Below are 26,313 nucleotides of genomic sequence, written 5' to 3'. Positions count from 1 at the left end.
GCGCCCTGCGGTCAAGACGTTCCTGGAGGCCATGGAAGGCCGCGCGCGACTGAGGTTAGGTCACGCGACCAAGTTGACGCTTTCTCCGAAGACGGTCAGAGTGACGGTCGCTTGGTCGTCCAATGCCCTGGCATAGCTGCGGAGAGTGTCCACCTTCAGGTCGATGACCATCGCGCTTTCGATGGCGGACACACGGGCCTGAGTGACACCCATGCGCTCGGCGACCTCCCGCTGAGTCAAGCCCAGGCGCTTGCGGATCTCGCCCAAGCGCAGTCCTGCCCGCAGCAGCGCGGCTTCAGCACGGATCGCGTCCATCTCTCCGGGGGCATCGAAGATCTCAGTCAGGTCATTGCGCTCATTCATGGTCATTCTCCAACTTCCGCCACAGTTCGTACTGTCGTAGGGCCTCGTCGATCAGAGTGTCATAGAACATCCTGCTGCTGACGTTTCGCTTGTCGCCATGGGCGAGCAGGACCACAACGGTGCCCGCGTGGTAAACGAAAGCGATGCGGATGGTGCCGTGCGTACGCAGCTCCAGCAGACTGATGCTCCTGGCCGCGTCCCCGGTCAGGGCTGCAACCAGGTCGCGCGGATGCCGACCAGGACCTTCGCGCAGCAACTCGAGCCGCGCGGCAATCTGCCTGCCTTTCTCGGGATCGTCCTTCCGCAAGCTTCGCAACCACGCCTTTACTGGGTCAACGATGGCGAGGTCATATCGGTCCACGAAGCCAGCTCTCGTCCACGCACAACAGTCTTGTTATTAATAGCATAGTCCTATTGTTGAGGTTGGTCCAGAACACTGTGGCCCAGAGGCATATGGCGTCTTCCGCGGGGAGTGCACAGCCAGCAACTTGGTTTCGTGCCCCATCGCGGCGAACTGCCCCACGCGTGTCCCATGGCGGGAGCCTGGGTGCTGACGGCCATGACCCGCCAGGTGATCCACCTTCACCAGCCCGAATACGCGCCCCTGCACGCCATGCCACCGTGGAGAGTACACAGCGTGGCGGAGCGTCATCCCGCGTCATAGAGCTCATGCCCGTCAGGGAAGCATGGATCACGGCCCTGCGGACTCACACAGCCAAGACCGGTGACGCTCACGGTGCCAAGCAGGTGGAGGGGCTGCTCGCCGACGCCGAGCAGGCCTACGCCCGCGGCAGGACCGATCGCAATCCGCACTGGATCGCGAAGTACGAGGAGCCCGAGCTGCGCGGAGATCGGCGCCAGCTGGCACTGCTCGGGAAGCATGACAGGGTGGACGACCATGCGGAGCGCGTGACTCGGGAGTTCGCAGTGTCGCGTCCTCGGTCCGCCCAGCTCAACCGCCTCGCCGCTGCGAACGCCTACCTGGGCAAGGGCGAGCGGGAGCAGGCAGTCCACAGCGCACGGACTATGCTTCCCGTGGCCATTGATCTGACGTCGTCGCGTCTCATCGAGAGCATCCGGCAGTTCGACAAGCGGTTGAACCCGTGCGAGAAGACCGAGCGTCACGGCTCTTCTACGAACGCACCCGTGTCGCGGCGAATGACACCGCCAGCGCCGCGATCACTGGAATCGCGGTGTAGAAGATCAGGAACAGCAGGCCCACCGGCCATAGTCCCTGGCCGCCTCCGCCCTCTCGGACGACACCGATAAGAAAGAGGACGTAGAAGGGACTCGCTGCCAGCAGGCCCCACCAGAGCCCGCCTTGCGGGACGAACCACGCAGCCGTCCCGGAGAGAACGGCTAGGCCGAGGAAAGCCAGGAGGAGGAACGGTGAGTCGAAGAAATCTCGCGGTGCGCCGGGCGACACCACTGGAGAGGTCAGGTGACAGACTCCCGCAGCAGCGGCGCCTGCGATCGCCAGGACCAGGATCCAGACGATGGCGTCGGTAAGACGAGGCATGGAACCATTCCTTGCGTCCGGTCTTCTACGTGATGAGCATTCCGCCGTCCACCGGCAGCGTCACCCCTGTGATGTACGAGGACGCGTCGCTCGCCAGGAAGACGGCCGCGGCCACCAGTTCGGTCGGGTCGCCGGGCCGGCCCATGACCACCCGCGACTCCAGCATCCGCTCCAGATAGCCGGGTTGGTACTGCTCGGTCATCTCCGAGGCGAAGAACCCCGGCTCCAGGCAGTTGACCCTGATCCCGCGCCGCCCGGTCCACTGCTGGGCCAGGTCGCGGGTGAGGCCGATCACCGCCGCCTTGGACGCGCTGTAGGCGGCCTGGGGCAGTCCGGCCGTGGTCTCGCCGAGCACACTACCGATGTTCACGATCGACGAACCCGGTGGCATGACCCGAGCGCATGCCTGTGCCATCCAGTACGTCCCGTGCAGGTTGACGTCGATGACCTGTCGGAACTCTTCGGGCGTCTCGCGCACCGCGGGCACGGCCGTGGCGATCCCGGCGTTATTGATCAGCACGTTGACGCTGCCCAGCGTCTCGACGGCGGCGGCCACCAGTGCCTTGCAGTCCTCGTGACGTGCGACGTCCGTCGGCACGGCGAGGCACCGGCGGCCGGTCTCCTCAACCAGCCGCCGCGTCTCCTCCAGCCGGTCCGCCCGCCGGGCGCCGATCACGATGTCGGCGCCCGCTTCGGCCAGCCCTCGGGCGAAGGCCACGCCCAAGCCCGACGAAGCCCCGGTGACGATCGCCACCTTCCCGTCCAGCCGGAACAGCTCCAGCACGTCAACCCCCGCCCTCCCGGTCGAGACCGAAACGATCCCGCACGCGCGTTTCGTTAGGACGAGAGTGCCACACTGCGTGCCTTCCTCCGGGGACGGCCCCGACGCGCACGTGCTGCCGAGACCGGAAGGCTCCGGCCTCCGCATGCTGTCCAGACCCCCGGCCCCGACATGCTATCCAGACCGAAACGCCCCGGCCCCGACATGCTGTCGAGACCGGGGCGCCCAGCACCTCGGAGGCCCTTAGAGGCCGTATTCCTTGACGATCCGCTCGTGCCGCTCGACCTCGACGTCGATCTCCCGTGCCAGGTCCAGCCAGGCCAGCGGATGCACCCACCGCTCGGTCGCGTCGTCGAGCAGCGCGTCGACCTCGGAGGGCGAGACGTCCGGCGGCACCGCGACCCAGCCGAACACGCCCGGCAGCGGCTCCCCGCTCGTCGGGTGGTTGACCTTGTAGTTTTCGTCGCTGTAAACCCACATCGGCCAGCCGCGCTCGGCCATGACCTCGGTGAACTCCGCCCAGTCCTCCTCGCTCGGCGCCGCGCCGTCGAAGAAGTAGCTGGTGTAGCCGCCGGGCCGCAGGATGCGCACCGCGGCGAAGGGCGGCACGAAGTTCTGCTGCTCCTGCGGGTCCTCGGGCACGGGCTCCAGCAACTGCGGGTCGAAGACCACCAGGTCGCCGGCGTTGTAGTCCATGCCGCGCGGCTGCGGCAGCGCCAGCCTGGCGGTGGCGGGGCCGGTGCGGATCGACAGCACCTGGCGCTGCCCACCGTCGGGGGCGGGGAGGATGACCCGGATGAGGCCCATTTCCTCCTCGATCGGCCCTTCCTTGGACTTGATCGGCATGCCGATCTTGGCCGCGCCCCTGCGTACGGTGTCCCAGTCCTCCGCCGAGGTGGCCATGACGATCATGCGCCAGACGTCCTCGTCGCTGAGCTCGTCGATCACCTCGAGCAGCGACTGGGCGGCCTTGGCGTTCTGGTCGAGCTGCTGGGCGGCGCCGGACAGCAGGCGGCGGGCCTCGATGCCGGCCCCGGCCGCCACGGCGTGCTCGGCGGCGTCGAGCGCCTCCTCCCACCGCTCCCGCGCGCTGTGCAGGCGGGCGAGCGTCACCTGCTGGGCGGCGTGCGGCAACATCGCGGCCATCTGCTCCAGCCGCTCGTCCTGGCGGGCCTCGATGAGCAGCGTGGTCAGGAAGGCCACGTCGTCTTCCTCGGCCTCGGCGATCTTGCCCGAGTCGACGAGCAGGCTCCAGTAGATGTCGGCGCCGGTGGCGGGGTAGCCGAGGAAGCCGAGTGTCGTGGTGTGGCGGCGGGTGGCCTCGAGGTCCTCGCCGGACAGCTGCGCCAGCCAGCCGACCCACTTCTCCGGGTCGGCGTTGAAGCCGTCGGCCGCGTCGAACAGGCCCACCCGGTCCTCGAGCGGCCCAGGGGCCTCGGGCTCGGTGGCGGCGTCGGCGGCGGCCCGCAGCGCGGCGATGCGCTCGGCCAGGCCCTCGGTGTCGCGCAGCTCGGCGGTGCCGGACTCGGCCAGGTCGGCCAGCAGCCTGGCCTGCCACTCGCCCTGCCGGGCGACGGCCAGGTCGCCCGCGATCAGCGCGAGCTCGACGCGGGCGCGGTAGCCGCCCATCATGCCGAAGTAGTCGATCCACTGGCGCAGCACGCGGCCGAGCTGCCAGGTGTTGGTGATCTGCGAGGAACCTGCCAGCAGGGCGACGGCCCGCGACCACTCCACGAACACGCGGGGGTGCTCGCCGACCACGTCGAGATCGGGCAGCGCGTCCACGGCCTCGGCGGTGCGGCCCAGCTTGGCGAGGATCAGCGCCCGGCGCACGCCGTCGCGGTGCTCCTTGGCGACCGGGTCGTCGGGCTGGAACCCGGCGGCCGCCTGCAGCGCGTTGAGCGCGTCCTCCGGGCGGCCGGCCGCCAGCAGCGCCCGGGCGCTCTCGGCGCCGAGCTCCCAGCTGGCCTCGCGCCCGGCCACGCGCAGCCGCTCGACGGCGGACTCGGCGTAGGTCACGGCCTCGCCTGGCTTGCCGGCGTCGATCAGGGCGGCGACGTAGTGGGTCGCGAGCCCGGTGAAAGCGGGCTTCTCGGGGCTCATGCCCTCGATGTAGGCCCCCAGCGTCTCCAGACGCTCGCTCGCGTAACCGGGGCCGTCGGTGTTGGCCCACGTGATGGCCAGAGCCTCGACCGCCGCCGGGGCGGACGGGCACTCGCGCACGTCTTCGCGCTGGGCGAACGCCACCAACTGCTGCGCGTCGTCGATGGCGACCGCACCCTGCGCCCGGTCGCCGATGCGGCCGATCAGGTGCCAGTAGCGGGCGTAGAACTCGAGCCAGGGCAGCTCCAGGGCTTCTGCCTGCTGCGCGATGGCCGGGGCCATGACGTCGAGCTGGGGATATCGGCCCTCGTAGGCCTGTGCGGGGAGGTCTCCCAGCGCCATGGCGAGGCCAACGTTGCCCGCCTCGGAAAGCTGCTGCTGGGTGTCGCCGACCCAGGCCCAGATGTCCACGTCCATGGGCAGTCAGTCTGCCAGGTCAACGAGCGTGCCCAAAACGCAAGAGCTCGATCAGCTCGTCCGTTTCTCCGTCGTCGAGGGCCGAAAACATGGATGCCATGAGATCGTCGGTACGCTCTTCGACCTCCGCGCGGCGCGCCACCACCTCGGGCGCCGGGGTGGTGTACGGCTCGGGCCAGGTGAAGAACTTCGCGATCATCTCGCCCGCGGCGAGCCCGAAAGGGGTCGCGTCGTGGTCGGCGGCGAGCGTGGCTTCCAGCGGGTGCAGCCCGGCCGCGATCACGGCGTTGGCGTGCAGGCCGCCGCGCAGCTCGCGTACGCAGTGCATGAGCTGGACTGCCCGCGCGGGCGGGTCGTCGGCCAGCGGCACCTTCCGCCAGCCGGCGAACAGCGGGGCGCCGGTGGAGGGGGCCCGCTGGACGACGCGTTCGAGCAGCTCGGCGATTCTGGCGCAGCCGTCGTAGCCGCCGAGCTTGCGCCTGCCCCAGGCCCGGCACGCCTCGGCGTACAGCTCGACGGCCTGGTCGACGGGGAGCTTGCGGCCGCCGTTCCAGCTCTCCTCGACGTGTGCGGGCGGAAAGAAGACGACGACCGAATTGACCACGTCGGCGTCGCACTCGCCGAGCACGCCGCAGCGGCCCCTGAAGTAGAGCTCGCGGGCGCCGAGGCCGAGCTCGTCGCAGATCGACTTGGCCTCTCTGGAGATCATGAATCCGCCGCCGAACTGGCCGATGGGCGCTTTCACCTGCGCGGCGGTGGTGCGTGGGTCTGCCATGTCCACCCCTCGGTCCGTGAAGGAGACCCAGCATCCCTCAGGAGAACATCATTCTGCAAGCATCAGGTCCCCGCTGGCCACGAGCACGGCGGGACCGGAAAGGTAGCTCGTGTCCTCATCGAGGATCACGGTCAGCGTGCCGCCGAGCACCTCGACGGTCCAGGTGCCGGTGGTGTCGCCTGACAGGCTCGCGGCGGCGACCGCCGTGGCCACCGCGCCGGTGCCGCAGGCGCGCGTCTCGCCGCAGCCGCGCTCGTAGACGCGCATGACCGCGCGGCTGGTGCCGACCGGGTTGAACAGCTCGATGTTGACCCCGGCGGGGAAGACGCCGGTGTCGAAGCCGGGCTGGTGGGTGAGGTCCAGCTGGACGACCGGGTCGCCGATGGGACAGGCCAGGTGCGGGTTGCCCATGTCGACGTGGATGCCGGTGTATTCGTGGCCGCCGACGCTCGCCACGCTCTGGCCGCGCACGACGGGCTTGCCCATGTCGACCGTGATGTCGCCGTTGGGCTCGACGCGGATCATGCGTACGCCGCCCCGGGTGGCCACCGCGAACTCCTGCGGATCGGCCAGCCCGGCGTCGATCAGGTAGCGGGCGAACACGCGCACGCCGTTGCCGCACATCTCGGGTGTGCTGCCGTCGGCGTTGCGGTAGTCCATGAACCACTCGGCCGCGGCCGCCTGCTCGGCCACCTCGTGGCACTGCTTCGTGCGCACCACCCGCAGCACGCCGTCGGCTCCGATGCCGGCCCTTCTGTCGCAGATCTTGGCGACGAGCGCGGTCGACATGTCGACCTCGCCGTCGGGATCGGGGAGGATGACGAAGTCGTTCTCGGTGCCGTGGCCCTTCAGAAACCGCATTGTAGGAGTTTATGCGCAGGGATGGCCGGCGACTCGCGCGAGGGATCGCTCGAGAAGGTCCGGGGCGTCGTACGGCAGCCAGCACACCCGCGGATCGCGACGGAACCACGACTCCTGGCGGCGGGCGAAGCGCCTGGTGGCCCTGATTGTCTCCGCGATCGCCTGCTCCTCGCTCCATTCGCCCTCGAGAAAGCGGATGACCTGGGCGTATCCGAGGGCGCGGCTCGCCGTGCGGCCCTCCGCCAGCCCCTGACCGAGCAGCGTCCGCACCTCCTCGACCAGGCCCGCCTGCCACATCCGCTCGACCCTGAGCGCGATCCGCTCGTCCAGCTCCGGCCTGGGCACGTCGAGGCCGATCTGGACGCTCGGGTAGACGGCGTCGTAGGACGGCATCGTGGCCGAGAACGGGCGGCCCGAATGCTCGATCACCTCCAGCGCGCGCACGATGCGGCGGCCGTTGCTGGGCAGGATGGCCGCCGCGGCCGCCGGGTCCCGCTCGCGCAGCCGCTCGTACAGCGGGGCCGGGCCCCGCTCGGCCAGCTCGGCCTCCAGCCGCGCCCTGATGTCCGGGTCGGTGCCGGGGAACTCCAGGTCGTCGAGCGCCGCCCGCACATACAGGCCGCTGCCGCCCACCAGCACGGGCACCTCGACGGCGTCGATGACCTTCCTGGCCAGCCGCTGGTACTCGGCCACGCTGGCGGTGACCGTGACGTCCCAGATGTCCAGCAGGTGGTGGGGGACGCCGCGCATCTCGGCCGGGCTCAGCTTGGCGGTGCCGATGTCCATCCCGCGGTAGAGCTGCATGGAGTCGGCGTTGACACACTGGCCCCCGAGGCGGAGCGCGATCTCCACGGCGAGGTCGGACTTTCCGGCCGCGGTGGGGCCGACGACGGCGATGACTGGCTGCTGGCGCACGTGCACAAGTTTGCTAGAGGTCGAGCAGTGTCGGCTGCAGATAACCCTCGTGGGTCAGCAGCCAGCGCTTGGTCTCCACACCTTCGCCGCCGCTGAAACCGCCCAGACCGTTGCCCGCGATCACCCGGTGGCAGGGGACGACGATCGGGATCGGGTTGGAGCCCATGATCGAGCCGATCCCGCGGGCCGGCACCGTCGAGCCGCTGAGCCGGGCCAGCTCGCCGTAGGTGACGGCGGTGCCGTACGGGACCTTGTGCAGGGCCTGGAGCACCTGGAGCCGCGCGCCGGACATGAGCCGCCAGTCCACGGGCGTCTCGAACTCCTTCAGCTCTCCGGCGAAATAAGCGTTCAGCTCCGCGACCACGGAGGCCGTACGATCCGAATCATGGACTTCCGCGAGCCCGAGCCGGTCGGCCAGCCCCGCCCGGGAGCCCCAGCCCGACGCGACGAGACCGGCCTCGGTGACGGCCAGCACGAACGTGCCCACCGGCGTCGGCACGTCAGCGAAGGCAACGCCGTCCTTCATTGGGGCCATGATGTCCTCACGTGAGCTCGTGGTGCTGGGCACCTCCAGCGCTGTCCCTACCCGACACCGTAACCACAATGGCTACCTTCTGCGCTGGGACGGTCAGGGCTTCCTTTTCGACCCGGGAGAGGGCACACAGCGGCAAATGGTGCACGCCGGGCTGAGCGCGCACGACGTGCACTGGGTGTGCGTGACGCACTTCCACGGTGACCACTGCCTGGGTGTGCCCGGGGTCGTCCAGCGCATCGCCCGCGACAAGGTCAGGCATCCGGTGCGGGCGGTGTTCCCGGCCTCCGGGGAGACCTACTGGAGGCGGTTGCGCCACGCCGCCGCCTTCGCCGACACGCCGGTCATCAGCGAGCATCCGGTCTCCGGCCACCTGGCCGGCGTCGGGCCGATCATCGCGCGTCGCCTGTCCCATCCCATTGAGTCGTATGGCTACCGCGTGCAGGAGCCGTCAGGCCGCCGCATGTTGCCCGACAAGCTGGCCGCCCACGGCATCCGCGGCCCGGAGGTCGGCGAGCTGCAGCGCACCGGCTCCGTACGCGGCGTCACCCTCGAGGAATGCAGCATGCCCAAACCGGGGCAGAGCGTGGCGTTCGTCATGGACACCCGGCTCTGCGACACGGTCTTCGAGCTCGCCTCCGGCGTGGACCTGCTGGTCATCGAGTCCACGTTCCTGTCGTCGGAGAGCGCGCTGGCCAAGGAATACGGGCACCTGACGGCCTTCGAGGCGGGGCTGGTGGCCGCGGACGCCGGGGTGCGCAGGCTGGTGCTCACGCACTTCTCGGAGCGATATGGGTTCGCCGACGAGCCGGCCTTCGTGGCCGAGGTACGCCGTCACTACGACGGGGAGGTCGTGCTCGCCCGCGACCTGATGACGATCCCGGTGCCGCGCCGTCAGGTCCACAGCCCGGCGATGTAACCGACGCCGTAGGGGGCCGCCCGCGTGAGCAGGCGGCCGTGCAGCCTCGCCGTCTCCGCGGCTCCGGCCAGCACTTGCAGGGCTGCCCTGCCGCTCACCCAAAGGCGGTCCGCTTCCCCGGGGTCCAGCGCGGCGAGTGCTTCGGGGGCGGCGGTGGCGACGGCATGCGCGATCAGGTCGTCGTACGGCTGCGCGGCGTCGTCGTACCTGCCGGGGGCCTTGGGGGTGAGGCAGGCCGAGCCGTCGGCCATGACCAGCAGCGCCACCCGCTCCCCGGCCGCCGCCAGCTTGGCGCCCAGGGACAGGCACTCCTCGGTGGTGGCGCCGAAGGCCACGGAGTGGAAGGCGTCGGGGGCGCGGTCACGCAGGAGGCAGCGGCCGACGGTCAGGGACAGCGGCAGGACGGGTTCGCCGGCGCCGGCCGTGACGTCCAGGCCCCAGGGGCGCAGGGTGCCCGTCGCGTGGCCGCCGTACGAGGCTGCGTGGCCGTCCCCGCCGACGACGATGAGCGTGTCGGGGCGGGTCGCGAGCAGGCCGGCGATCGCGGTGTCGCAGGCGGAGCGGAGATCGGGCAGCTGGGTCACGATCAGCGGAGTGGGCGGGCAGACGGCCGCGGCGGCAAGCACGAGCGCAAGCGTACGGTGCCGCCGCCCGCCACCTGGTCAGCAGGGCGTACGGTGCCGCCGCCCGCCACCCTGGTCAGTAGGGGCTCTGTCCGTCCCGCACCTTCGCGAACAGGCTCTGGGCGTAGGCATGAGCCGCCTTGTGCAGCCCGCCCCCGAAGCTGATCCTGGCCACCCCCAGCTCGGCCAGCCGCCCGAGCGACGGCGTGCCCGGCCTGAACAGGATGTTGACCGGCCCGTCGACCTCGGCCACCAGCGCCCGGATCCCGTCCTCGTCGGCCAGCGTGATCGGGTAGACGCAGTCGGCGCCCGCTTCGCGGTAGAGCCGCGCGCGCTCGACGGCTTCCTGGGTGGAGGTCCTGCCGTGGAGGTACGTGTCGATCCGCGCGTTGATCACCAGATCCTGCCCGGCGGCCGCCCGCACCTCGGCCAGAAACTCCGCCTGGACGCCTGCGTCGAGCAGCTCGCCGGTGCGGGGGTCGGTGTCCTCCAGATTGCAGCCCACGGCGCCGGCGGCGGCCAGCCGTTCCACGAGTTCGGCGGGCTTGAGCCCGTAGCCGCGTTCCACATCGGCCGTCACCGGCACGTCCACGGCCCTGGTGATGCGGGAGACGGCGGCCATCATCTCGTCGACCGGCGTGCCCTCGCCGTCCGCGTACCCGAGCACCTTCGCGACGGCGGCGCTGCCGGTGGCGACCGCCGGGAAACCGGCCTCCTGTACGGCCCGCGCGGAGGCGGCGTCCCAGATGTTGGCCAGGACCAGGGGGCTCCCGGGCACGTGCAGCGCGCGCAGCACGCCCACCTTCTCAGTCGTCATACGACGACCCTATGGAGCAAGGTGGCTTCCGCCGTAGGTCCAATACGGTCCATTAACGGCAAGCCACTTCACATGGGGGCGGCTCTCAGCAGCAGCCCTGGGGCACTGGCCCGCTCAGTCAGCCGCGGCCCCTGGGCCGCTGGCCGGGATGGTCGGCAGCAGCCCTTGGAGCGCTGGCAGGCTTGCTCAGCAGCCGCTCGTGGCGCACTGGCCGATGACTTCGCCCGCCGGGCCGTCCGCCGGGGTGTCGGCCTCCGGCGCCTGCGGCGCCTTGGTGGGGGAGGACGTCGAGGGCCGCTGGCCGGTGCCGGTCTGGGTCGTGCCGCGTGAGGGGTCGGAGCCCGTCGAGCCGGTGTCGCCGCCGGTGTCGGCAGCGGGGTCGCCGCCAGTGCCCGTGTCGGTGTCGGCGTCGGCATCGCCCATGCTCCCGTCGTCCGGCAGGCCGTCCTTGGGAGCGTCGGTGGCGACATCGCCCATCGTGGCGTCATCGTCCTGGAAGTTCGGGTCGGCGCTCTGGGAGGCGGCGGGCCCGCCGGTGCCCTGCTGCGTGGCGGGAGTGGTGGGGTTGGCGGCCAGCGTGTAGCCGACGCCGCCCGCCGCGAGCACGGCGACGAGCGCCGAAGCGGCGATGGCGATGGTCTTCCTCTTGCTCTTCGGGGGTTCGGCGCCGCGGCCGTCGCTTCTCTGGGCCAGGCGGACATCCCCTGGTCCGGACAGGATCTCGGGACGATCCGGCTCGCTCGGATCTTGCATTGCGGTGACAACTCCTGCAGTCGTATCGGGGGAAAACTCGTCTGCTTCGAGGGTGATGGACCACACTAGCCGCAACAGAGGAATGCTCGCACACCAATCACAAAGGAATCACGACTTGTCCCCGCTTAGATCCATTTCCGCAGGTAGCCGCGGGCGCCTGCGATCGGCGGCAGGCGCGGCCGGGGTCCTGGTCACCGCCGTCCTGGGAATATTCCTGGCATTTACCGGTTCCTCGGAACGGTCCTCACAAAGAACTCCGGAAATGGATGAGGAAACGCAGCTTTCCGTAAGATCGAATTCACCCTCCGCTACTACCGCCATCTCCCATACGACATGGATCGCATCGCCGATGCTGCTCCATGGAACGTTCCAGAACACGGTCCCCGCCCCGGCTCCGTGGCTGCAGGCTGTGCCCCCGCCAGGAGCGGTGGTCCCGTCGGCCGCCCCGGTGCCGTCGTCCGCCCCGGCGCCACCGATCACGCCTGCGGCCCGGCCGCAGCGGTCGGCCGCTCCCCGGACGCCCGTCCCCAAGCGCCCCAAGACGACGCCTCGAGTCGGCTCACCGACCCCGCAGGCGCCTCCTCCGGAGCGGCCGGAGCCAGAGCCGGAACGGCCACGGGTTTTCGGGGGAGGCGTCGCGGACCCCTGCGCCACGTTCCATGACTTCCGCCGAGAGCCCTGCTACAGCTTCCTGAATCGGCTCGCCGGATGACGTGCCGGCCACCGATGACGGTGGCCGGCCCGGCTGCCGCCGGCACTCCACATGGCTTTCCCGGCCCGCTTGACGGGACTCAGGCCTCGGCGCCGAGCGCAGCCTTCGTCAGTTCGGCCTGCCGCCGTATCTGCCCCATGACGACCGGGTTGACCCCCTTGGCCTGGAACGTGGCGACCATCTGGTCCACGACCGCGTTGGCCCGCCCCAGATCACCCTGCCTGGCCTGGGCCCTGGCGAGGCGGCGCATCACCAGGTTCAGGGTGATGTTGTCGATGGTGGCCTCCTGCACGACCCGCGTGAGGTGCTCGATGCCCTGTTTGGGATCCGGTGGGCGCACCCGCAGCCGCTTGTCCGCCGTCAGCGCCTTGAACTCGCTCTCCGCGTTCAGGCCCTTCACCATCCGGGCGTACGTGGCCAGCCGGTGGTCGCCGTACCTGTCGATCACCTCGTCCAGCGCCAGGTTGCCCGAGCGCAGCGCCGGTGAGTCGGAGCCGAGCAGCGAGAACAGCTTGCCCTGCTCCTCGCCCAGCATCAGCTCCGCCACCTGGTGGTCGTCGCGGGTGACCGGGAAACGCACCCTGACCAGGCACGCAGGGGAGACGATGCGCGAGCCGTCGGCGGCGATGTACTGGGCGCGGACCTGGTATTCGCCGGGCTGCTGGAAGTAGTGCCCGTCGCGGCCGTGCCCGATGTACGCGCTGCGGTACAGGGCCGGGTTGCCCTCGTCCAGCCGGATGTCCGGCGAGGTGTCCACGCAGTGTCGGATCATCGGCCGGTACAACACGGTCCTGCCGCCCGGCTGCGTGATCGACACCTGCGTGAACTCCGTGTCCGGATGCAGATGGCCGTGGGTGACGCGGGGCTCCCCGGCGCAGGCGAGCTTGAGCTCGACCACGACAGGCTCGCCCAGCTCGAACGACTCCTTGGCGCGCAACTCCAGCCGCAGCCCGGAATGGTCCTCGACCGGCTGCTCGAACGGTTCGATCTCGGCCGCCCCGGTGCCGAACGCGTTCGCGCCCATGGCGACGTCGCGGAAGAAGCCGTGGCGCAGGTGCACCAGCTCCGGGTCGGTGAACTGGAAGGGGAAGGCCGCCCAATAGCCCTGTTCGCCGTTGGGTCTGAAGTTCTGTACGTAGTTCATCCACGACAGATCACCGAAGCCGCCGTCCGGGCCGAGGGGCTGGGGTGGGGTGGCGAGGTTCTTCTGCCAGGAGTGGAGCAGGTTGAAGGCGTGCCCTAACTCATGCACATACGTCCGTAGCTGCGCGCGTTGCGCCTGCGGGGAGTCGCCCTTGATCGCGTCGTAGAAGACCGCCGCCCCCTGCCGCTGATGGGCGTCGTTGTAGTCGAACATGATGCCCCGGTAGCCGCCCACATGCTTGCTGGCCACCAGCAGCCACACCCGCCACGCCGGCGCGTCCGCGAACGTGCTGAACTGCTGCGTCATCGCATGGTGCAGCTCGGCGTCGTTCCACGCCAGATCCGCCCCCGACCCGTCCACCGGGATCACCCCGGGCTCCGCCGTCGTCAGCTCGATGCCCGCCTCGGCGTACGCGGCGGTCACACTCAGCTCCCTCGCGGGCGACCCGCTCGGACCCGGCAGCGACCCGGTGCGGTACGACACGAACGGCACCGTGCCCGTCACCGAGTCCTGCTCGAGCAGCACCCGCCGGAAGAACGGCGAGGAGAACGACAGCTGATAGGTACGCCCCGCCAGCGCCGCCGTCCCCGACCCGTCGATGATCGTCACGCTCACGTCCTCGTCCGGCGTGTCGAACGTGAACACCCCGCGCCCGTCGATCCGGGCCTCGGCACCCTCGGCCCGCACGGCGGGGGCGTTGACCACGAACGACCCGACATACGAAATCGTCGCGCCCGCCACGGCGAACAGGTCGCCGCTCACCCGCCCGGTCGGCCTGGTCCCGTCGACGTCGACGCGGAGCGCCAACCGCGAGTCGCCGTCCTGCCCCTCGTACAACCCGCTGATCATGGCAGCTCCTGGGGGAATCGTCAGGGATTACATCGTCCCCCGCCAGGAGAGCCTGTCAACGAGATCCACGAACTTGAAGCGCCCCCAGCAGCTCCTCCGACGCCCGGGTGATCGTCTCGACGGCCCGGTCGAACGCCTCGGCGTTGTGCGCCGCCGGCGCGCGGAAGCCGGAGATCTTCCTGACGTACTGCAGCGCGGCCGCGCGCACGTCCTCCTCGGTCACGCTCTCGGTGAACGGGGGACGGAGGGTCTTGATGCTCCTACACATGCCTCAACGGTAACCGGCCCTAAGACGGAGGGCTGAGCTCGTTGCCGAAGTCGAGGGCGATCTTGCGCAGGCCCTCGGCCAGCTCGTCGCGGTCCCGCGCGTCGATGCGTTCGGCGGGCCCCGACACCGACATCGCGGCCACCACCCGGTTGCCGTCCCACACGGGCACGGCCAGGCAGTGCACACCCAGCTCCTCCTCGCCCAGGTCCATGGCGTAGCCGCGGGCCCTGACGACGTCGAGCTCGGTGAGCATGCCGGTGACGTCGATGATCGTGTTGGGGGTGCGGCGCGGCATGCCGGTCCGCTCGAACACGGCGACCGCCTCGCCGTTGGGCCGCCCCGCCAGCAGCACCTTGCCCACGGCGGTGCTGTGCGGCAGCACCCGCCGGCCGACCTCGGCGAACATGCGCAGCCTCCGCGGTGAGGGCACCTGCGCCACGTAGACGACGAAGTCTCCTTCGAGCACGGCCAGGTTCGCGGTCTCGCCGGACAGCTCGACCATCTTCGTCAGGTACGGCTGCGCCCACACGCCCACCATGCTCTCCGCGATGCCGCCGAGCCGCACCAGGCCGCCGCCCAGGGCGTACCTTCTGTCGGATTCCTGACGCACGTAGCCGCGCGCGAGCAGGGTCTGCAGCAGCCGGTGAATGGTGCCGTACGGCAGCCCGGTCCTGGCCGCGATCTCCGACAGTCCGGCCTCGCCGCCATGCGCGGCCAGCGCCTCCAGCACATCGAGCGCCCGCTCAACCGACTGGACACTCACCGGTCCTCCTTCGCCGGTCCGGCGAGCACACTGCTGCGTCTAATGGTTCGCTCCCTGCGGTCGCTCACAGGCTCACCCCGCGCAGCGAGGCGTCCAGCACCTCGGCGGTGTGGGCCACCCTGATCTCCGCGCCGGCCCGCCGCATGGCGGCGGCGATCTGCATGGTGCACCCGGGGTTGGCGGAGACCAGCAGCTCGGCATGGGTCGAGCCGACCGCCTTGGCCTTCCTGTCGCCCAGGTCGCGGGCGGCCTGCGGCTGGAAGATGTTGTACGTGCCCGCCGAGCCGCAGCAGATGGCCGACTCGGGGATCTCGCGCAGCTCCAGGCCGGGAATGCCGCTCAGCAGCTCGCGCGGCTGGGCGCGCACGCCCTGGGCGTGGGCCAGGTGGCAGGCGTCGTGGTAGGCGACGGTGAGCGGCAGCGGATGCCGCCTGGCCACGGGTCCCAGCTCCGTCAGGAACTCCGACAGGTCACGCACCTTGAAGCCGGGCTCGCGGCCGAGCAGCACGGCGTACTCCTTCATCGTGGAGCCGCAGCCGGCCGCGTTCACCACGACGGTGTCCACCCCGGCCTGCTCGAACATCCTGACCGTGCGCCGGGCCAGCCGCCTGGCCTGGTCCTCGCGCCCGGAGTGCACGCTGAGCGCCCCGCAGCAGCCCTGACCCCGCGGGATGACCACGTCGCAGCCCTCCAGCGCGAGCACCCGCGCCGTGGCCGCGTTCACCTGGGGGAAGAACTCGCCCTGCACGCACCCGGTGAGCATGCCGACCACAGCGCGGCGCTCCCCGCGAGCCCGGACCACGCGCGGCAGTCGCTGCCGCCGCTCCACGCGTGGCGCCAGCGCGGCCATGGCCCCAAGGCTGGGGTTGACGCGCGTGAGCAAGGGCGCCATCCGCTCGGCCAGCCACATCCCCGGCCGCAGCAGCCGCAGCCTGCGCGGGTAAGGGAACAGGGAGAACACGATGCCGCGCACGGCACGCTCCTGCGGGTCGCGTTCGTGCCGCCGCTCGACCTCCGTCCTGGTCAGCTCGATCAACCGGTCGTACTTGACCCCGGACGGGCAGGCGGTCACGCACGCCATGCATCCCAGGCAAGCGTCGAAATGCCCCGCCATTTCCGGCGTGATCGGGGTGCCCTCGACATGCTGCTGCATCAGGTGGATCCGCCCGCGCGGGGAGTCCATCTCCTCGCCCCAGAGCAGGTACGTCGGACACGTCGGCAGGCAGAACCCGCAGTGAACACAATCGTTGATCAGCTTCGGATCCATCTAGATCCCTCCCACAAAGCGGCCGGGAGACATCCTGCGCCCGGGATCGAACTGCTCCTTGACCCGCCGCATCAGCGGCAGCCCGCTGACCTGCCCCCACCGGTCGACGCTCGGGTAAGGAGCGGTGAGCACGCTCACCCGCCCGCCGGCCGCCTCGACCCGCTTGCGCAACCCGGACACCGCCGCGGCCAGCTCCGGCTCCGCGATCGCCCCCCACGACTCCAGCACCACCCGCCCGGACAGCACAGAGCCTCGCAGCGACAGCCCGGTGCCGGCCACCACGTCCAGCACGGCCTGCGTGCCCGTGGCCGGGAATCGTACCTCGACCAGCACCTCGTCGTTCTGGATCAGTCCCCACCACGACGGCGGCTCGCCGGTCACCGTGCCCTTGCCCACCAGCGCGCGCAGCACTTCGGCCCTGGAGCCGGCGGCCGCGCCCTCGACCAGCACGGCCACGGTCAGCGGCCCGCCGGGATCCGGCCAGTCCACCTCGGCGGCGCTCGGCTCGGCCTGCGAGGCGGCCAGCGCGGCGGCGATCGGCGGCAGCTCGTCGCGATCGAGCTCCGCCGTGATCCAGCGGCGGTCGGCGGGCAGCGGGTGCAGGCGGAACGTGGCCTCCGCGATGACGCCGAGCGTCCCGTACGAGCCGGTGAAGAGCTTGCCGAGGTCGTAGCCCGCGACGTTCTTGACCACTTTGCCGCCCGAGCGCGCGATCGTCCCGTCGGGCAGCACGACCGTGATGCCGATGAGCAGGTCGCGGGCGGTGCCGTAGCGGAACGCGCGCGGCCCCGCGGGAGCGGTGGCCAGTGTGCCGCCGACCGTCGAGTCCTCGGCGAACGGCACGTCCAGCGCGAGCTCCTGTCCCTTGTCCGCGAGCGCGGCGGACAGGGCGCCCATCGTCACCCCGGCCTGCGCCCGCACCACGAGGTCGCCGGCCGCGTGCTCCAGGATCTCGTTCATGCAACACAGGTCGAGCAGGACGTCGCACCGCTCCGGCGGCGGGCCCCAGTGCAGCTTCGTGCCGCCGCCGGCGGGGACCACCGCGAGGTCCCGTTCGGCGCAGGCGCGCAGCACGGCCGCGATCTCCTCGACCGTCTCCGGCAACGCCACCCAGCGCGGCTTGACCCCGCTGACGACGTCGTCCGCGCCCGCTTCCCTGACCGTCACCCCAGCATCAGACAGCAGCATCAGAACTGCTCCGCCTTCCCGGACTCCACCAGCGGATGCGCGCCCTTCCGAACGCCCGGCGCCTCACCGCACAGCCGCGGCGTGGGGAACACCTTGCCCGGATTGGACAGCCCTCGGGGGTCGAACGCGCACCGGACCAGCTGCATCGTGTCGAGGTCGGCCTCGCTGAACATCCTCGGCATGTAACGGCTCTTGTCCACGCCCACGCCGTGCTCGCCGGTGATCGAGCCGCCGTGCTCGATGCACAGGTCCAGGATCGCGCCGGAGACCACCTCGGCCCGCTCGCCCGCGCCAGGCTCGGCGTCGTCGAACAACACCAGCGGGTGCAGGTTGCCGTCGCCGGCGTGGAAGACGTTGGCCACCCTGATCCCGTGCTCGGCCGACAGCCGGTCGATGGCGGCCAGCACGCTCGGCAGGGAGGTGCGCGGCACCACACCGTCCTGCACGATGTACGCCGGGCTGATGCGGCCCACGGCGGCGAAGGCGGACTTGCGTCCCTTCCAGATCGCCGCCCGCTCGGCGGGATCGGCAGCCACCCGCAGCTCGAACGCCCCCGAGCAGATCTCGCTGAGCTGCGCGAACTGCCGCTCGACCTCCGCCTCGGGCCCGTCCAGCTCGACGATCAGCACCGCTCCGGCGCCCTCCGGGTAGCGGCAGGCCACCGCCGCCTCGGCCGCCTCGATGGCGAGGGCGTCCATCATCTCGATCGCGGCCGGCACGATGCCGGCCCCGATGATCGCCGACACCGCCTGGCCGCCCTGCTCGATGCTCTCGAACGCGGCCAGCACCGTGGTCACTGCCTGCGGCGCGCGGCTGAGCCGTACCGTGATCTTGGTGGCGATGCCCAGCGTGCCCTCCGAGCCGATGAACGCGCCCAGCAGGTCGTAGCCGGGGTCCATGCGGTCGAGCGTGACCAGGTCGCCGTCCGGGGTGACGATCTCGCAGGCCTCGACGTGGTTGACGGTGAAGCCGTACTTGAGGCAGTGGGCGCCGCCGGAGTTCTCCGCCACGTTGCCGCCGATCGAGCAGACCTGCTGGCTGGAGGGGTCGGGGGCGTAGTAATAACCCCGGTCGCGCACGGCTTCGGTGATGGCCAGGTTGGTCACGCCGGGCTCCACGACCGCCCGGCGATCGTCCAGGTCGATCTCCAGGATCGCCCGCATCTTGGAGGTGACGATGAGCACGCCGTCCTCGCGCGGCAGCGCGCCGCCCGACAGGCCCGTGCCCGAGCCCCTGGCCACGAACGGCACGCCGAAGTCGTTGCAGAGCCGCACCACGCGGGCGACCTGCTCGGCCGTGTCCGGCAACACGACCACACCCGGGGTCGCCCGGTGGTAGGTCAGGCCGTCGCACTCATAGGTGCGCAGGCGTACCGGATCGGTGATCACCGAGTCGGGGGGCAGCAGCGAACGCAGGGCCGCCACCAGGGTGTCCAGCACTCGATCACCTCCGTTTCCGATTATTCACGGCATGCGGGCATAAGCGGGAAGAGTCAGGAACTCGGCAAAGTCGTCGTCCAGCGCCACTTCCTTGAACAACGCGGTGGCCTGGTCGAACAATTTCTCGTCGTAGCCCGGCTCCCCGGCGATCTTGGCGAGCTCCTCGGAGATGATCTGCTCGACCAGCTCCTTGGTCACCTGCGCGCCCGTGTCCGCCAGCGTGATGTCGTTGTGGATCCACTGCCAGATCTGCGAGCGCGAGATCTCGGCCGTGGCGGCGTCCTCCATGAGGTTGTGGATCGCCACCGCGCCCAGCCCGCCCATCCAGGCGGCCAGGTAACGCAGCGCCACGTCCACGTTGCTACGCAGCCCCGTCTCGGTGATCTCGCCGGGGGTTTCCGAGACCGCCAGCAGGTCGGCCGCCGTCACGCTGACGTCCTCACGCAGCCGGTCGAGCTGGTTGGGCCGCGAGCCCAGCACCCCGTCGAACACCTCACGGCAGATCGGCACCAGGTCCGGGTGGGCCACCCACGACCCGTCGAACCCGTCGCCCGACTCGCGCGTCTTGTCCGCCCGCACCTTCTCCAGCGCCACGGCGTTGACCTCGGGGTCCCTGCGCGAGGGGATGAACGCCGCCATCCCGCCGATGGCGTGCGCGCCGCGCTTGTGGCAGGTGCGCACCAGCAGCTCCGTGTAGGCGCGCATGAACGGGGCCGTCATCGTGACCGCGTTCCGCTCGGGCAGCAGGAACTCCCGGCCCCTGGTGCGGAACTTCTTGATCACGCTGAACAGGTAGTCCCAGCGGCCCGCGTTGAGCCCGGCAGAGTGGTCGCGCAGCTCGTAGAGGATCTCCTCCATCTCGAACGCGGCCGGGTAGGTCTCGATGAGCACGGTGGCCCTGATGGTGCCGTAGGGGATGCCGAGCAGCTCCTGCGCCCTGGTGAAGACGTCGTTCCAGAGTCGCGCCTCCAGGTACGACTCGATCTTGGGCAGGTAGAAGTACGGGCCCTTGCCCTTGTCGAGCTGCCGCTGGGCGCAGTGGAAGAGGTAGAGCCCGAAGTCGAACAGCGACCCCGACACCGGTTGCCCGTCCACCTGGGCGTGCTTCTCGTCCAGGTGCCAGCCGCGCGGCCGCACCACGACCGTGGCCAGCTCGTCGTCGGGCTTGAGCGCGTATGCCTTGCCGCCGGTCTCGAAGTCGATCGTGCGGTCGAGCGCGTCATGCAGATTGAGATGGCCGGCCACGCAGTTTTCCCAGAGCGGGGAGTTGGCGTCTTCGAAGTCGGCCAGCCACACCTTGGCGCCGGAGTTGAGCGCGTTGATGGTCATCTTCTTGTCGACGGGTCCGGTGATCTCGACCCGGCGGTCCTCCAGGCCGGGAGCCGGCGCCGCGACCTGCCATTCGGCCTCCCTGACCTCCTTGGTCTCGGGGAGGAAGTCGAGCAGGCCGCCGTTTGAGAGCTCCGCCTGCCGCGTCTGCCGTGCCTCCAGCAGCTCCAGCCGTCTGGCGCCGAACTCCCGCTGGAGAGCCGCCACGAAACCGAGCGCCTCCGGCGTGAGGATCTCGTCGAACCGGTCGAGGATCGGGCCGGTGATCTCCATGGGACCTCTTTCCGCTCTGTGGAAAATCACTTCTGGATTGTGGAAGTGAAGCTACTCCTCTCCTGCTTCCCGGGTCAAAGGTGGGGTATTCCTCGGGGGTTCCTCGGGGGAGTTCCTGATGGGATCGAGGGCCTCACCGCGAAAGGATTCAACGCATGAAGACGATTGCGATCGCGGGCGGGCTGCTGGCCTCGGCGGTGCTGCTGACAGGGTGCGGGCTCGGCGACCTCGCCGGCCCCACGAACCAGGACACGACGTCCTACGAGGTGACGGACAAGGTCACCAAGCTTCAGCTCGAAAGCCACGCCGGCGACACCGTCGTCACCGAGACCGACGGCACGGCCATCCGGGTCGTCGAGAAGCTCCGCTGGCGCGGCGACGACAAGCCCAAGCCGGAGCACAAGGTCGAGGGTGGCGCGTTGTTCGTGACGTACGACTGCCCGTCGAACTGGGGCAGCTGCAGCGTCGACTACGAGATCGAGGTCCCGAAGGGACTGGCGGTCGACCTCGACAGCGGCTCGGGCAACATCACGCTCAGGTCCCTGACCGGGAACGTCGACGTGCACCTCGGCTCCGGCGACGTCGACGGCTCGAGCCTGGCGGGCAAGACGGTGGTCGCCGAGGCGGGGTCGGGGAACGTCGAGCTCAAGTACACGACGGCGCCCACCAGCGCACAGCTGAAGGCCGGTTCGGGAGACATCGTGCTCAACGTTCCCGGCGGGGCTTACGACGTGAAGACTGACACGGGCTCCGGCGACGTGACCGTCTCGGTCAAGGACGACGGCTCGTCACCGAACAAGATCTCCTTGAGCGCGGGCTCCGGCAACGTCAGCGTGGTGCCCGGATAACTCAGATGCCTACCCGGGGGATGTCTGTCACCATCGTGGGAAGACACCGAGGTGTCCAGACGTTCCCTCATAGAGATGACACGAATGCACGAAAACATCACGCTCGAATCCGGCGATTTCGACCTCGAGGAGCGCCAGGCGCTCCGCCGTGTGGCAGGTCTGTCCACTGAACTCCAGGACATTTCCGAAGTCGAATACCGGCAGCTACGACTCGAGCGGGTCGTCCTCGTCGGCGTCTGGACCTCGGGCACCGCCGAGGACGCGGAAAACTCCCTGCTCGAACTCAAGCTCCTGGCCGAGACGGCCGGGTCGCAGGTGCTCGACGGGCTCATCCAGCGCCGTCAGAAGCCCGACCCCGCCACATACATCGGCTCCGGCAAGGCGCTGGAGCTGCGCGACGTGGTCGAGTCCCACGGCGCCGACACCGTGATCTGCGACGGCGAGCTGACCCCCGGTCAGCTCCGTCAGCTCGAGGACACGGTCAAGGTCAAGGTGATCGACCGTACGGCGCTGATCCTCGACATCTTCGCCCAGCACGCCAAGAGCCGCGAGGGCAAGGCGCAGGTCGAGCTCGCGCAACTGCAATACCTGCTGCCCCGCCTGCGTGGCTGGGGTGGCAACCTGTCCAGGCAGGTCGGTGGCCGGGCCGCGGGCGGCGTCGGCATCGGCGGCCGCGGCCCCGGTGAGACCAAGATCGAGCTGGACCGCCGCCGCATCCGCGAGCGGATGGCCAAGCTGCGCCGCCAGATCGGCGGCATGTCCACCGCCCGCGACACCATGCGTTACCAGCGCCAGCGGCGCGAGGTCCCGGCCGTGGCCATCGCCGGCTACACCAACGCCGGCAAGTCCTCGTTGCTCAACCGGATCACCGGTGCGGGCGTGCTGGTGGAGGACGCGCTGTTCGCCACCCTCGACCCGACGGTGCGCCGGGCGCGCACGCCCGAGGGCAGGCTGTTCACGATCGCCGACACCGTCGGCTTCGTGCGCCACCTGCCGCACCAGCTGGTCGAGGCGTTCCGCTCCACGCTGGAGGAGGTCGCCGACGCCGACCTGATCCTGCACGTGGTCGACGGCTCCCACCCCGACCCCGAGGGGCAGTTGGCGGCGGTGCGCGAGGTGCTCGCCGACATCGACGGCGCGCAGGACATCCGGGAGATCGTCGTGATCAACAAGGCCGACGCGGCCGATCCCGACGTGATCGACCGGGTGCTGCGGCGTGAGCGGGACAGCATCGTGGTGTCGGCGCGGACGGGCAAGGGCATCCCCGAGCTGATCGCGCTCATCGAGCGCGAGCTCCCCAGGCTGGACCTGGAGGTGCACCTGCTGGTGCCGTACGAGCGGGGCGACCTGATCTCACGGGCTCACAAGGAGGGCGAGGTGCTCTCCGTGGCCCACGTGGAGGACGGCACGATCCTGCACGCTCGCGTGCTGCCCAGCCTGTTCCAGGAGCTGGAGCGGGTGGGCAAGCCGGTCGAACGCGTCTTTTGACGATTCCGCTGGGCGACTCCGCCGTGCTGCGGTACGGTGGGGCCGCTCGGCACGGATGATGCCGTCGGCGGCCATCGGCGGCTCATCACGGCATGGTTGGGCAGCACTGGCCGCAAAGCGTGCAGAGTTGCCTAAAAGCGACAGTGGTCCCCGAACCCCGGCTATTGCTAGGATTGGCCAGACCTGACGTAGGTCTTCTAGCTTTTTGGGTGTGGGTTCTGGGTTTCAGATGATGACTCATGGTGTCGAAGTCGTCAGCGGGGGCCAGGAATACGAGGCGGGGCTGGGTGGCGGTTGGGATCTGTGGTCTTTCTTCCGAATAACCCTGTACACCAGCCCAACATGTGAAATAACGTAACTGAACCGAAATCGCCGGATCATGACTCTGGCGAAACGGTCACCGCACAACTCGAGCGGATGAGAGCAGGAGACCCCCCATGTCGTCCGGACCCGGAGCGGACTCAGTGGGCGCGGCACAGGCCGTGCGCTGGGCACTGTGCCCGCGCAGGGGCTCACGCAGGGCGGTGATGCGGTGACCGTTCGGCTCCTCACCAACATCGGCCGCCTCTGGACCGGCAACGAGGTCCTCAGTAACGCGGCCATTCTCGTGCACAATGACCGCATCGCGTGGGTCGGGCGAGCCCCCGATCTGCCGCAGAGCGTGCCCGGAGTCGTCGACGACATCGTCGACGTCGACCACGTCGAAAACCTCGGCGGCGCGCTGGTCACGCCCGGCCTCATCGACGCCCACACGCATCCCGTCTATGCCGGCAACCGCTACGCCGAGCTCGCCATCCGCACCGGCGGCTCCAGCGCCGCCTCGATCACCGCGGCGGGCGGCGGCGTGGGCTCCACCGTCACCGTGACCCGCGGCACCGACCCGTGGACCCTGTGCAACGGCGTACGCGAGCGGCTGCGCGGCTGGCTGCTCAGCGGCACCACCACCGTCGAGGCCAAGACCGGCTACCACCTCACGCGCGACGGCGAGCTGGCCGACGTGCGGCTCCTGCGCGAGCTGGAGAAGGAGCCGATGATGCCGCGCGTGCACGTCACCTTCCTGGCGGCGCACACCGTCCCGCCCGAATACTTCGGCCGCCAGCGCGAATACGTCGAGGCCGTGGGCGCCTGGTGCGCCGACGCGGCCGCGGCGGGCGCCGACAGTGTCGACGTCTACTGCGACGAGGGCCACTTCACCACCGAGGAATCCCGCTGGGTCCTCGCCTCCGGGCGCAACGTCGGTCTGCTGCCGCGCATCCACGCCGGCCTCTACAGCCGCCGCGGCGCGGTCCAGCTGGCCGCCGAGCTCGGCTGCGCCTCCGCCGACGGCCTGCACCACATGTCGGACGAGGACATCGCCATCATGTCCCGCTACGGCGTGCCCGCGGTCGTCTGCCCCGCCACGGCGCTCCAGCGCGGCCACCTGCCGCCGGTCCGCCAGATGATCAAGCACGGCGTCCAGATCGCGCTCGGCAGCGACCACAACCCCGGCTACTGCGGCATCACGTCGATGTCACTGGTGATCGCCATGGCGGTGTCGGCGTTCGGGATGAGCGTCAACGACGCGCTCCGCGCGGCCACCCTCGGCGGCGCCACCGTCCTGGGCGCTCCCGACCGTGGCGTCCTGGCGCCGGGGCGGCTGGCGGACATCGTGCAGTGGGACGCCGACCACGAGGGCGCCTTCGCCTGGTCCTTCGGCCTCAAGCCGCGCCGGGTGTGGCGGGGCGGCACGCCGGTCCAGTAACCGCTTCAGGGCGACGGGCCGACTGGCTAATCTCGGCATATGTCGCCCACCGTTGCCGTTGTCACGGATTCATCTGCTTACCTGCCTGCAGTGCCGGGTGTCGCCGTCGTGCCGTTGCAGGTGATCGTGAAGGGCACGCCGTACGACGAGGGCTCTTACGGCGGCGGGATGCCGGATCGAGCGGACCTCGCCTCCGCGGCCACCTCCCGTCCCTCACCGGCCCGCTTCGCCGCCTGCTATGCGTCCCTGGCCGGAGCCGGCGCGACAGGGGTGGTCTCGATCCACCTGTCCAGCGACATGTCGGGCACCGTCGACTCGGCCAGGTTAGCCGCCCGTGAAGCACCCGTACCGGTGGAAGTGATCGACAGCCGTTCGATCGCGATGGGCCTCGGCTACCCGGTGCTGGCCGCGGCGCGCGCCGCCGCGGAAGGTGGGTCACTGGAGTCGGTGACCTCGATGGCCCGCCGCTGCGCCGAGACCACCCAGACCTTCTTCTACGTCGACACGCTCGACTACCTGCGCCGCAGCGGCCGCATCGGCACCGCCGCCTCAGTGCTCGGCTCCGCTCTCATGATCAAGCCGCTCCTCCACATCGTGAACGGCCAGATCTCCCTGCTGGAGAAGGTTCGCACGCCGACGCGCGCGATCGCCCGCCTGGAGGATCTGGCGGTGCGGGCGGCCGGTGAGGGTCCGGTGGAGGTGGCGGTCCAGCATCTGGCGGCGAGATCCCGTGCGGAAGCACTCGCGGAACGTCTGCCGAAGCGAGTGCCCGGGCTGGTGGACCTGCGGGTGGTGGAGGTCGGCCCGGTGATCGGCGCCCACGTCGGCCCAGGCATGCTGGGGCTGACCGTCACCCCATGCCACGTGTAGCCACCTAGGGCCGTGGCGGCCTCAAGCGCGCCTCTGCGGCCTCTGTGTCCACAGCCCTATCAACTCATGCGTCCCCTGTCCCCAGAACGTCGCTCGGGCCCTCACAGCGGCCGCTAGGGTCCTACGTTCTCTTGCGTGCGAACGCCTGATCCGACCGCGGAGCGCGCCATAGCCGCATCCCGGCTACGGTCGATCATGACCCCTGCCCGCCATCCCCGCCGACTCCTGCCTCGGCGCACTGGCGGTCACGCCCTGCGCGTCGAGACAAGGGAGAGCGGCGACGGCACTCCCTCCGCGTTTCCGGCTCGCGGGTCCGGGATCGAGGATCCCCCGACCGCACGTCGGGAGACGACCGACCACCTGCCGGCCGTCGGAGACGACGACACCGCGCCGTTCGGCTGGGGCGAGACTTCCGCACCGGGCCACGACGAGGACCCCGCCACGTCCCACCCTCACGGCCGCAACGGCGACACGGCTCTCATACCGTCCGACCGCAACGACCGCCTGGCCTCGGCCCTGGGATGGCATAGCGGTGATCAGGCCGCACTGCCGCCTTGGGCGGAGAGCGGGCCGACCTCGGCGTTGGGATGGCATGGCGATGATCAGGTCCCACTACCGCCTCGGCCCGAGAGCGGGCGGGCCTCGGCGCCCGGATGGCATGACGGTGACCCGCACCCACCACCCCCTCGGCCCGACGGCCGGCCAGTCCCGGCCCCACCGAGCGGTATCGATGGCCCGACCCTGGCACCACCTGGC

At 70.2% G+C, this 26,313-nt stretch carries 24 protein-coding genes; 5 read left to right on the top strand and 19 right to left on the bottom strand.

What is annotated here, in order from left to right:
- Positions 1–60: 60 nt before the first annotated feature.
- From ACTWQA_RS01685 to ACTWQA_RS01645, 9 genes are all read right to left on the bottom strand, one after another.
- Positions 61–363 carry a helix-turn-helix domain-containing protein gene (locus ACTWQA_RS01685; protein ID WP_443157519.1) on the bottom strand — a complete coding sequence of 101 codons (303 nt, stop codon included), beginning with the start codon at positions 361–363 and terminating at the stop codon, positions 61–63.
- Positions 356–724 (bottom strand): type II toxin-antitoxin system RelE/ParE family toxin, encoded by a 369-nt coding sequence (locus ACTWQA_RS01680; protein ID WP_443157518.1) that lies wholly within the window; start codon positions 722–724, stop codon positions 356–358. The genes ACTWQA_RS01685 and ACTWQA_RS01680 overlap by 8 nt, the downstream gene beginning before the upstream one ends.
- A 771-nt stretch (positions 725–1,495) precedes the next feature.
- Positions 1,496–1,882, bottom strand: coding sequence for a hypothetical protein (locus tag ACTWQA_RS01675; protein ID WP_443157517.1), 387 nt, complete (start codon positions 1,880–1,882; stop codon positions 1,496–1,498).
- Between the two features lie 25 nt (positions 1,883–1,907).
- On the bottom strand, positions 1,908–2,666 hold the full coding sequence (locus ACTWQA_RS01670; RefSeq protein ID WP_443157516.1) for an SDR family NAD(P)-dependent oxidoreductase: 759 nt from the start codon (positions 2,664–2,666) through the stop codon (positions 1,908–1,910).
- Between the two features lie 240 nt (positions 2,667–2,906).
- Positions 2,907–5,183 carry a tetratricopeptide repeat protein gene (locus tag ACTWQA_RS01665; protein WP_443157515.1) on the bottom strand — a complete coding sequence of 759 codons (2,277 nt, stop codon included), beginning with the start codon at positions 5,181–5,183 and terminating at the stop codon, positions 2,907–2,909.
- Positions 5,184–5,202: 19 nt separating this feature from the next.
- Entirely contained in the window at positions 5,203–5,958 is a 756-nt protein-coding gene (locus tag ACTWQA_RS01660) for an SCO6745 family protein (protein WP_443157514.1), read from the bottom strand.
- Between the two features lie 48 nt (positions 5,959–6,006).
- A complete protein-coding gene (gene dapF / locus ACTWQA_RS01655; protein WP_327584456.1) occupies positions 6,007–6,819 on the bottom strand; it encodes a diaminopimelate epimerase in 813 nt (270 codons plus the stop codon).
- Positions 6,820–6,828: 9 nt separating this feature from the next.
- A complete protein-coding gene (gene miaA, locus ACTWQA_RS01650) occupies positions 6,829–7,734 on the bottom strand; it encodes a tRNA (adenosine(37)-N6)-dimethylallyltransferase MiaA (protein WP_327584455.1) in 906 nt (301 codons plus the stop codon).
- A 13-nt stretch (positions 7,735–7,747) separates the two neighbouring features.
- Positions 7,748–8,260, bottom strand: a complete 513-nt coding sequence (locus ACTWQA_RS01645) for a methylated-DNA--[protein]-cysteine S-methyltransferase (protein ID WP_305923381.1) — start codon at positions 8,258–8,260, stop codon at positions 7,748–7,750.
- 10 nt (positions 8,261–8,270) lie between these two features.
- Between ACTWQA_RS01645 and ACTWQA_RS01640 the strand changes: the two genes are divergently transcribed.
- The gene (locus tag ACTWQA_RS01640) at positions 8,271–9,185 is read left to right on the top strand and encodes a ribonuclease Z (protein ID WP_443157648.1); all 915 of its coding nucleotides are present in this window, start codon (positions 8,271–8,273) and stop codon (positions 9,183–9,185) included.
- Here ACTWQA_RS01640 and ACTWQA_RS01635 read toward each other — a convergent pair.
- The 10 genes from ACTWQA_RS01635 to aceB all read right to left on the bottom strand — a co-directional run bounded on the left by ACTWQA_RS01635 (position 9,161) and on the right by aceB (position 20,610).
- Positions 9,161–9,811, bottom strand: a complete 651-nt coding sequence (locus ACTWQA_RS01635) for a hypothetical protein (RefSeq protein WP_443157513.1) — start codon at positions 9,809–9,811, stop codon at positions 9,161–9,163. The two genes, ACTWQA_RS01640 and ACTWQA_RS01635, sit on opposite strands and share 25 nt — an antisense overlap.
- Before the next feature lie 73 nt (positions 9,812–9,884).
- Positions 9,885–10,625 (bottom strand): isocitrate lyase/PEP mutase family protein, encoded by a 741-nt coding sequence (locus tag ACTWQA_RS01630; protein WP_443157512.1) that lies wholly within the window; start codon positions 10,623–10,625, stop codon positions 9,885–9,887.
- Positions 10,626–10,811: 186 nt separating this feature from the next.
- The gene (locus tag ACTWQA_RS01625; protein WP_443157511.1) at positions 10,812–11,378 is read right to left on the bottom strand and encodes a hypothetical protein; all 567 of its coding nucleotides are present in this window, start codon (positions 11,376–11,378) and stop codon (positions 10,812–10,814) included.
- 791 nt (positions 11,379–12,169) lie between these two features.
- Positions 12,170–14,083, bottom strand: coding sequence for a hypothetical protein (locus ACTWQA_RS01620; RefSeq protein WP_443157510.1), 1,914 nt, complete (start codon positions 14,081–14,083; stop codon positions 12,170–12,172).
- 55 nt (positions 14,084–14,138) lie between these two features.
- Entirely contained in the window at positions 14,139–14,351 is a 213-nt protein-coding gene (locus tag ACTWQA_RS01615) for a DUF2277 domain-containing protein (protein WP_192791071.1), read from the bottom strand.
- Positions 14,352–14,370: 19 nt separating this feature from the next.
- Positions 14,371–15,114 carry an IclR family transcriptional regulator gene (locus tag ACTWQA_RS01610; protein WP_443157509.1) on the bottom strand — a complete coding sequence of 248 codons (744 nt, stop codon included), beginning with the start codon at positions 15,112–15,114 and terminating at the stop codon, positions 14,371–14,373.
- Positions 15,115–15,178: 64 nt separating this feature from the next.
- Complete coding sequence (locus ACTWQA_RS01605) at positions 15,179–16,381, bottom strand: (Fe-S)-binding protein (protein WP_443157508.1); 1,203 nt, start codon at positions 16,379–16,381, stop codon at positions 15,179–15,181.
- Entirely contained in the window at positions 16,382–17,569 is a 1,188-nt protein-coding gene (locus ACTWQA_RS01600; protein ID WP_443157507.1) for an FAD-binding oxidoreductase, read from the bottom strand.
- Positions 17,569–19,005 (bottom strand): FAD-linked oxidase C-terminal domain-containing protein, encoded by a 1,437-nt coding sequence (locus ACTWQA_RS01595; RefSeq protein ID WP_443157647.1) that lies wholly within the window; start codon positions 19,003–19,005, stop codon positions 17,569–17,571. Before ACTWQA_RS01595 ends, ACTWQA_RS01600 begins: the two co-directional genes overlap by 1 nt.
- Before the next feature lie 27 nt (positions 19,006–19,032).
- Entirely contained in the window at positions 19,033–20,610 is a 1,578-nt protein-coding gene (gene aceB / locus ACTWQA_RS01590; protein WP_443157506.1) for a malate synthase A, read from the bottom strand.
- A 155-nt stretch (positions 20,611–20,765) separates the two neighbouring features.
- Between aceB and ACTWQA_RS01585 the strand changes: the two genes are divergently transcribed.
- The 4 genes from ACTWQA_RS01585 (at position 20,766) to ACTWQA_RS01570 (ending at position 25,557) form a co-directional block, all read left to right on the top strand.
- Positions 20,766–21,458, top strand: coding sequence for a DUF4097 family beta strand repeat-containing protein (locus ACTWQA_RS01585; RefSeq protein WP_443157505.1), 693 nt, complete (start codon positions 20,766–20,768; stop codon positions 21,456–21,458).
- 84 nt (positions 21,459–21,542) lie between these two features.
- On the top strand, positions 21,543–22,946 hold the full coding sequence (gene hflX / locus ACTWQA_RS01580; RefSeq protein WP_443157504.1) for a GTPase HflX: 1,404 nt from the start codon (positions 21,543–21,545) through the stop codon (positions 22,944–22,946).
- A gap of 532 nt (positions 22,947–23,478) precedes the next feature.
- Complete coding sequence (gene hutI, locus ACTWQA_RS01575; protein ID WP_305923370.1) at positions 23,479–24,687, top strand: imidazolonepropionase; 1,209 nt, start codon at positions 23,479–23,481, stop codon at positions 24,685–24,687.
- Between the two features lie 39 nt (positions 24,688–24,726).
- Positions 24,727–25,557 (top strand): DegV family protein, encoded by an 831-nt coding sequence (locus ACTWQA_RS01570; protein WP_443157503.1) that lies wholly within the window; start codon positions 24,727–24,729, stop codon positions 25,555–25,557.
- The last annotated feature ends 756 nt before the right edge of the window (positions 25,558–26,313 follow it).

It is taken from the genome of Nonomuraea sp. 10N515B (assembly GCF_052245915.1).
In the GTDB taxonomy this organism is placed as follows: Bacteria; Actinomycetota; Actinomycetes; order Streptosporangiales; family Streptosporangiaceae; genus Nonomuraea.
Note: the sequence above shows the minus strand (reverse complement) of the source record. Positions and strands in the feature narration are given on the sequence as shown.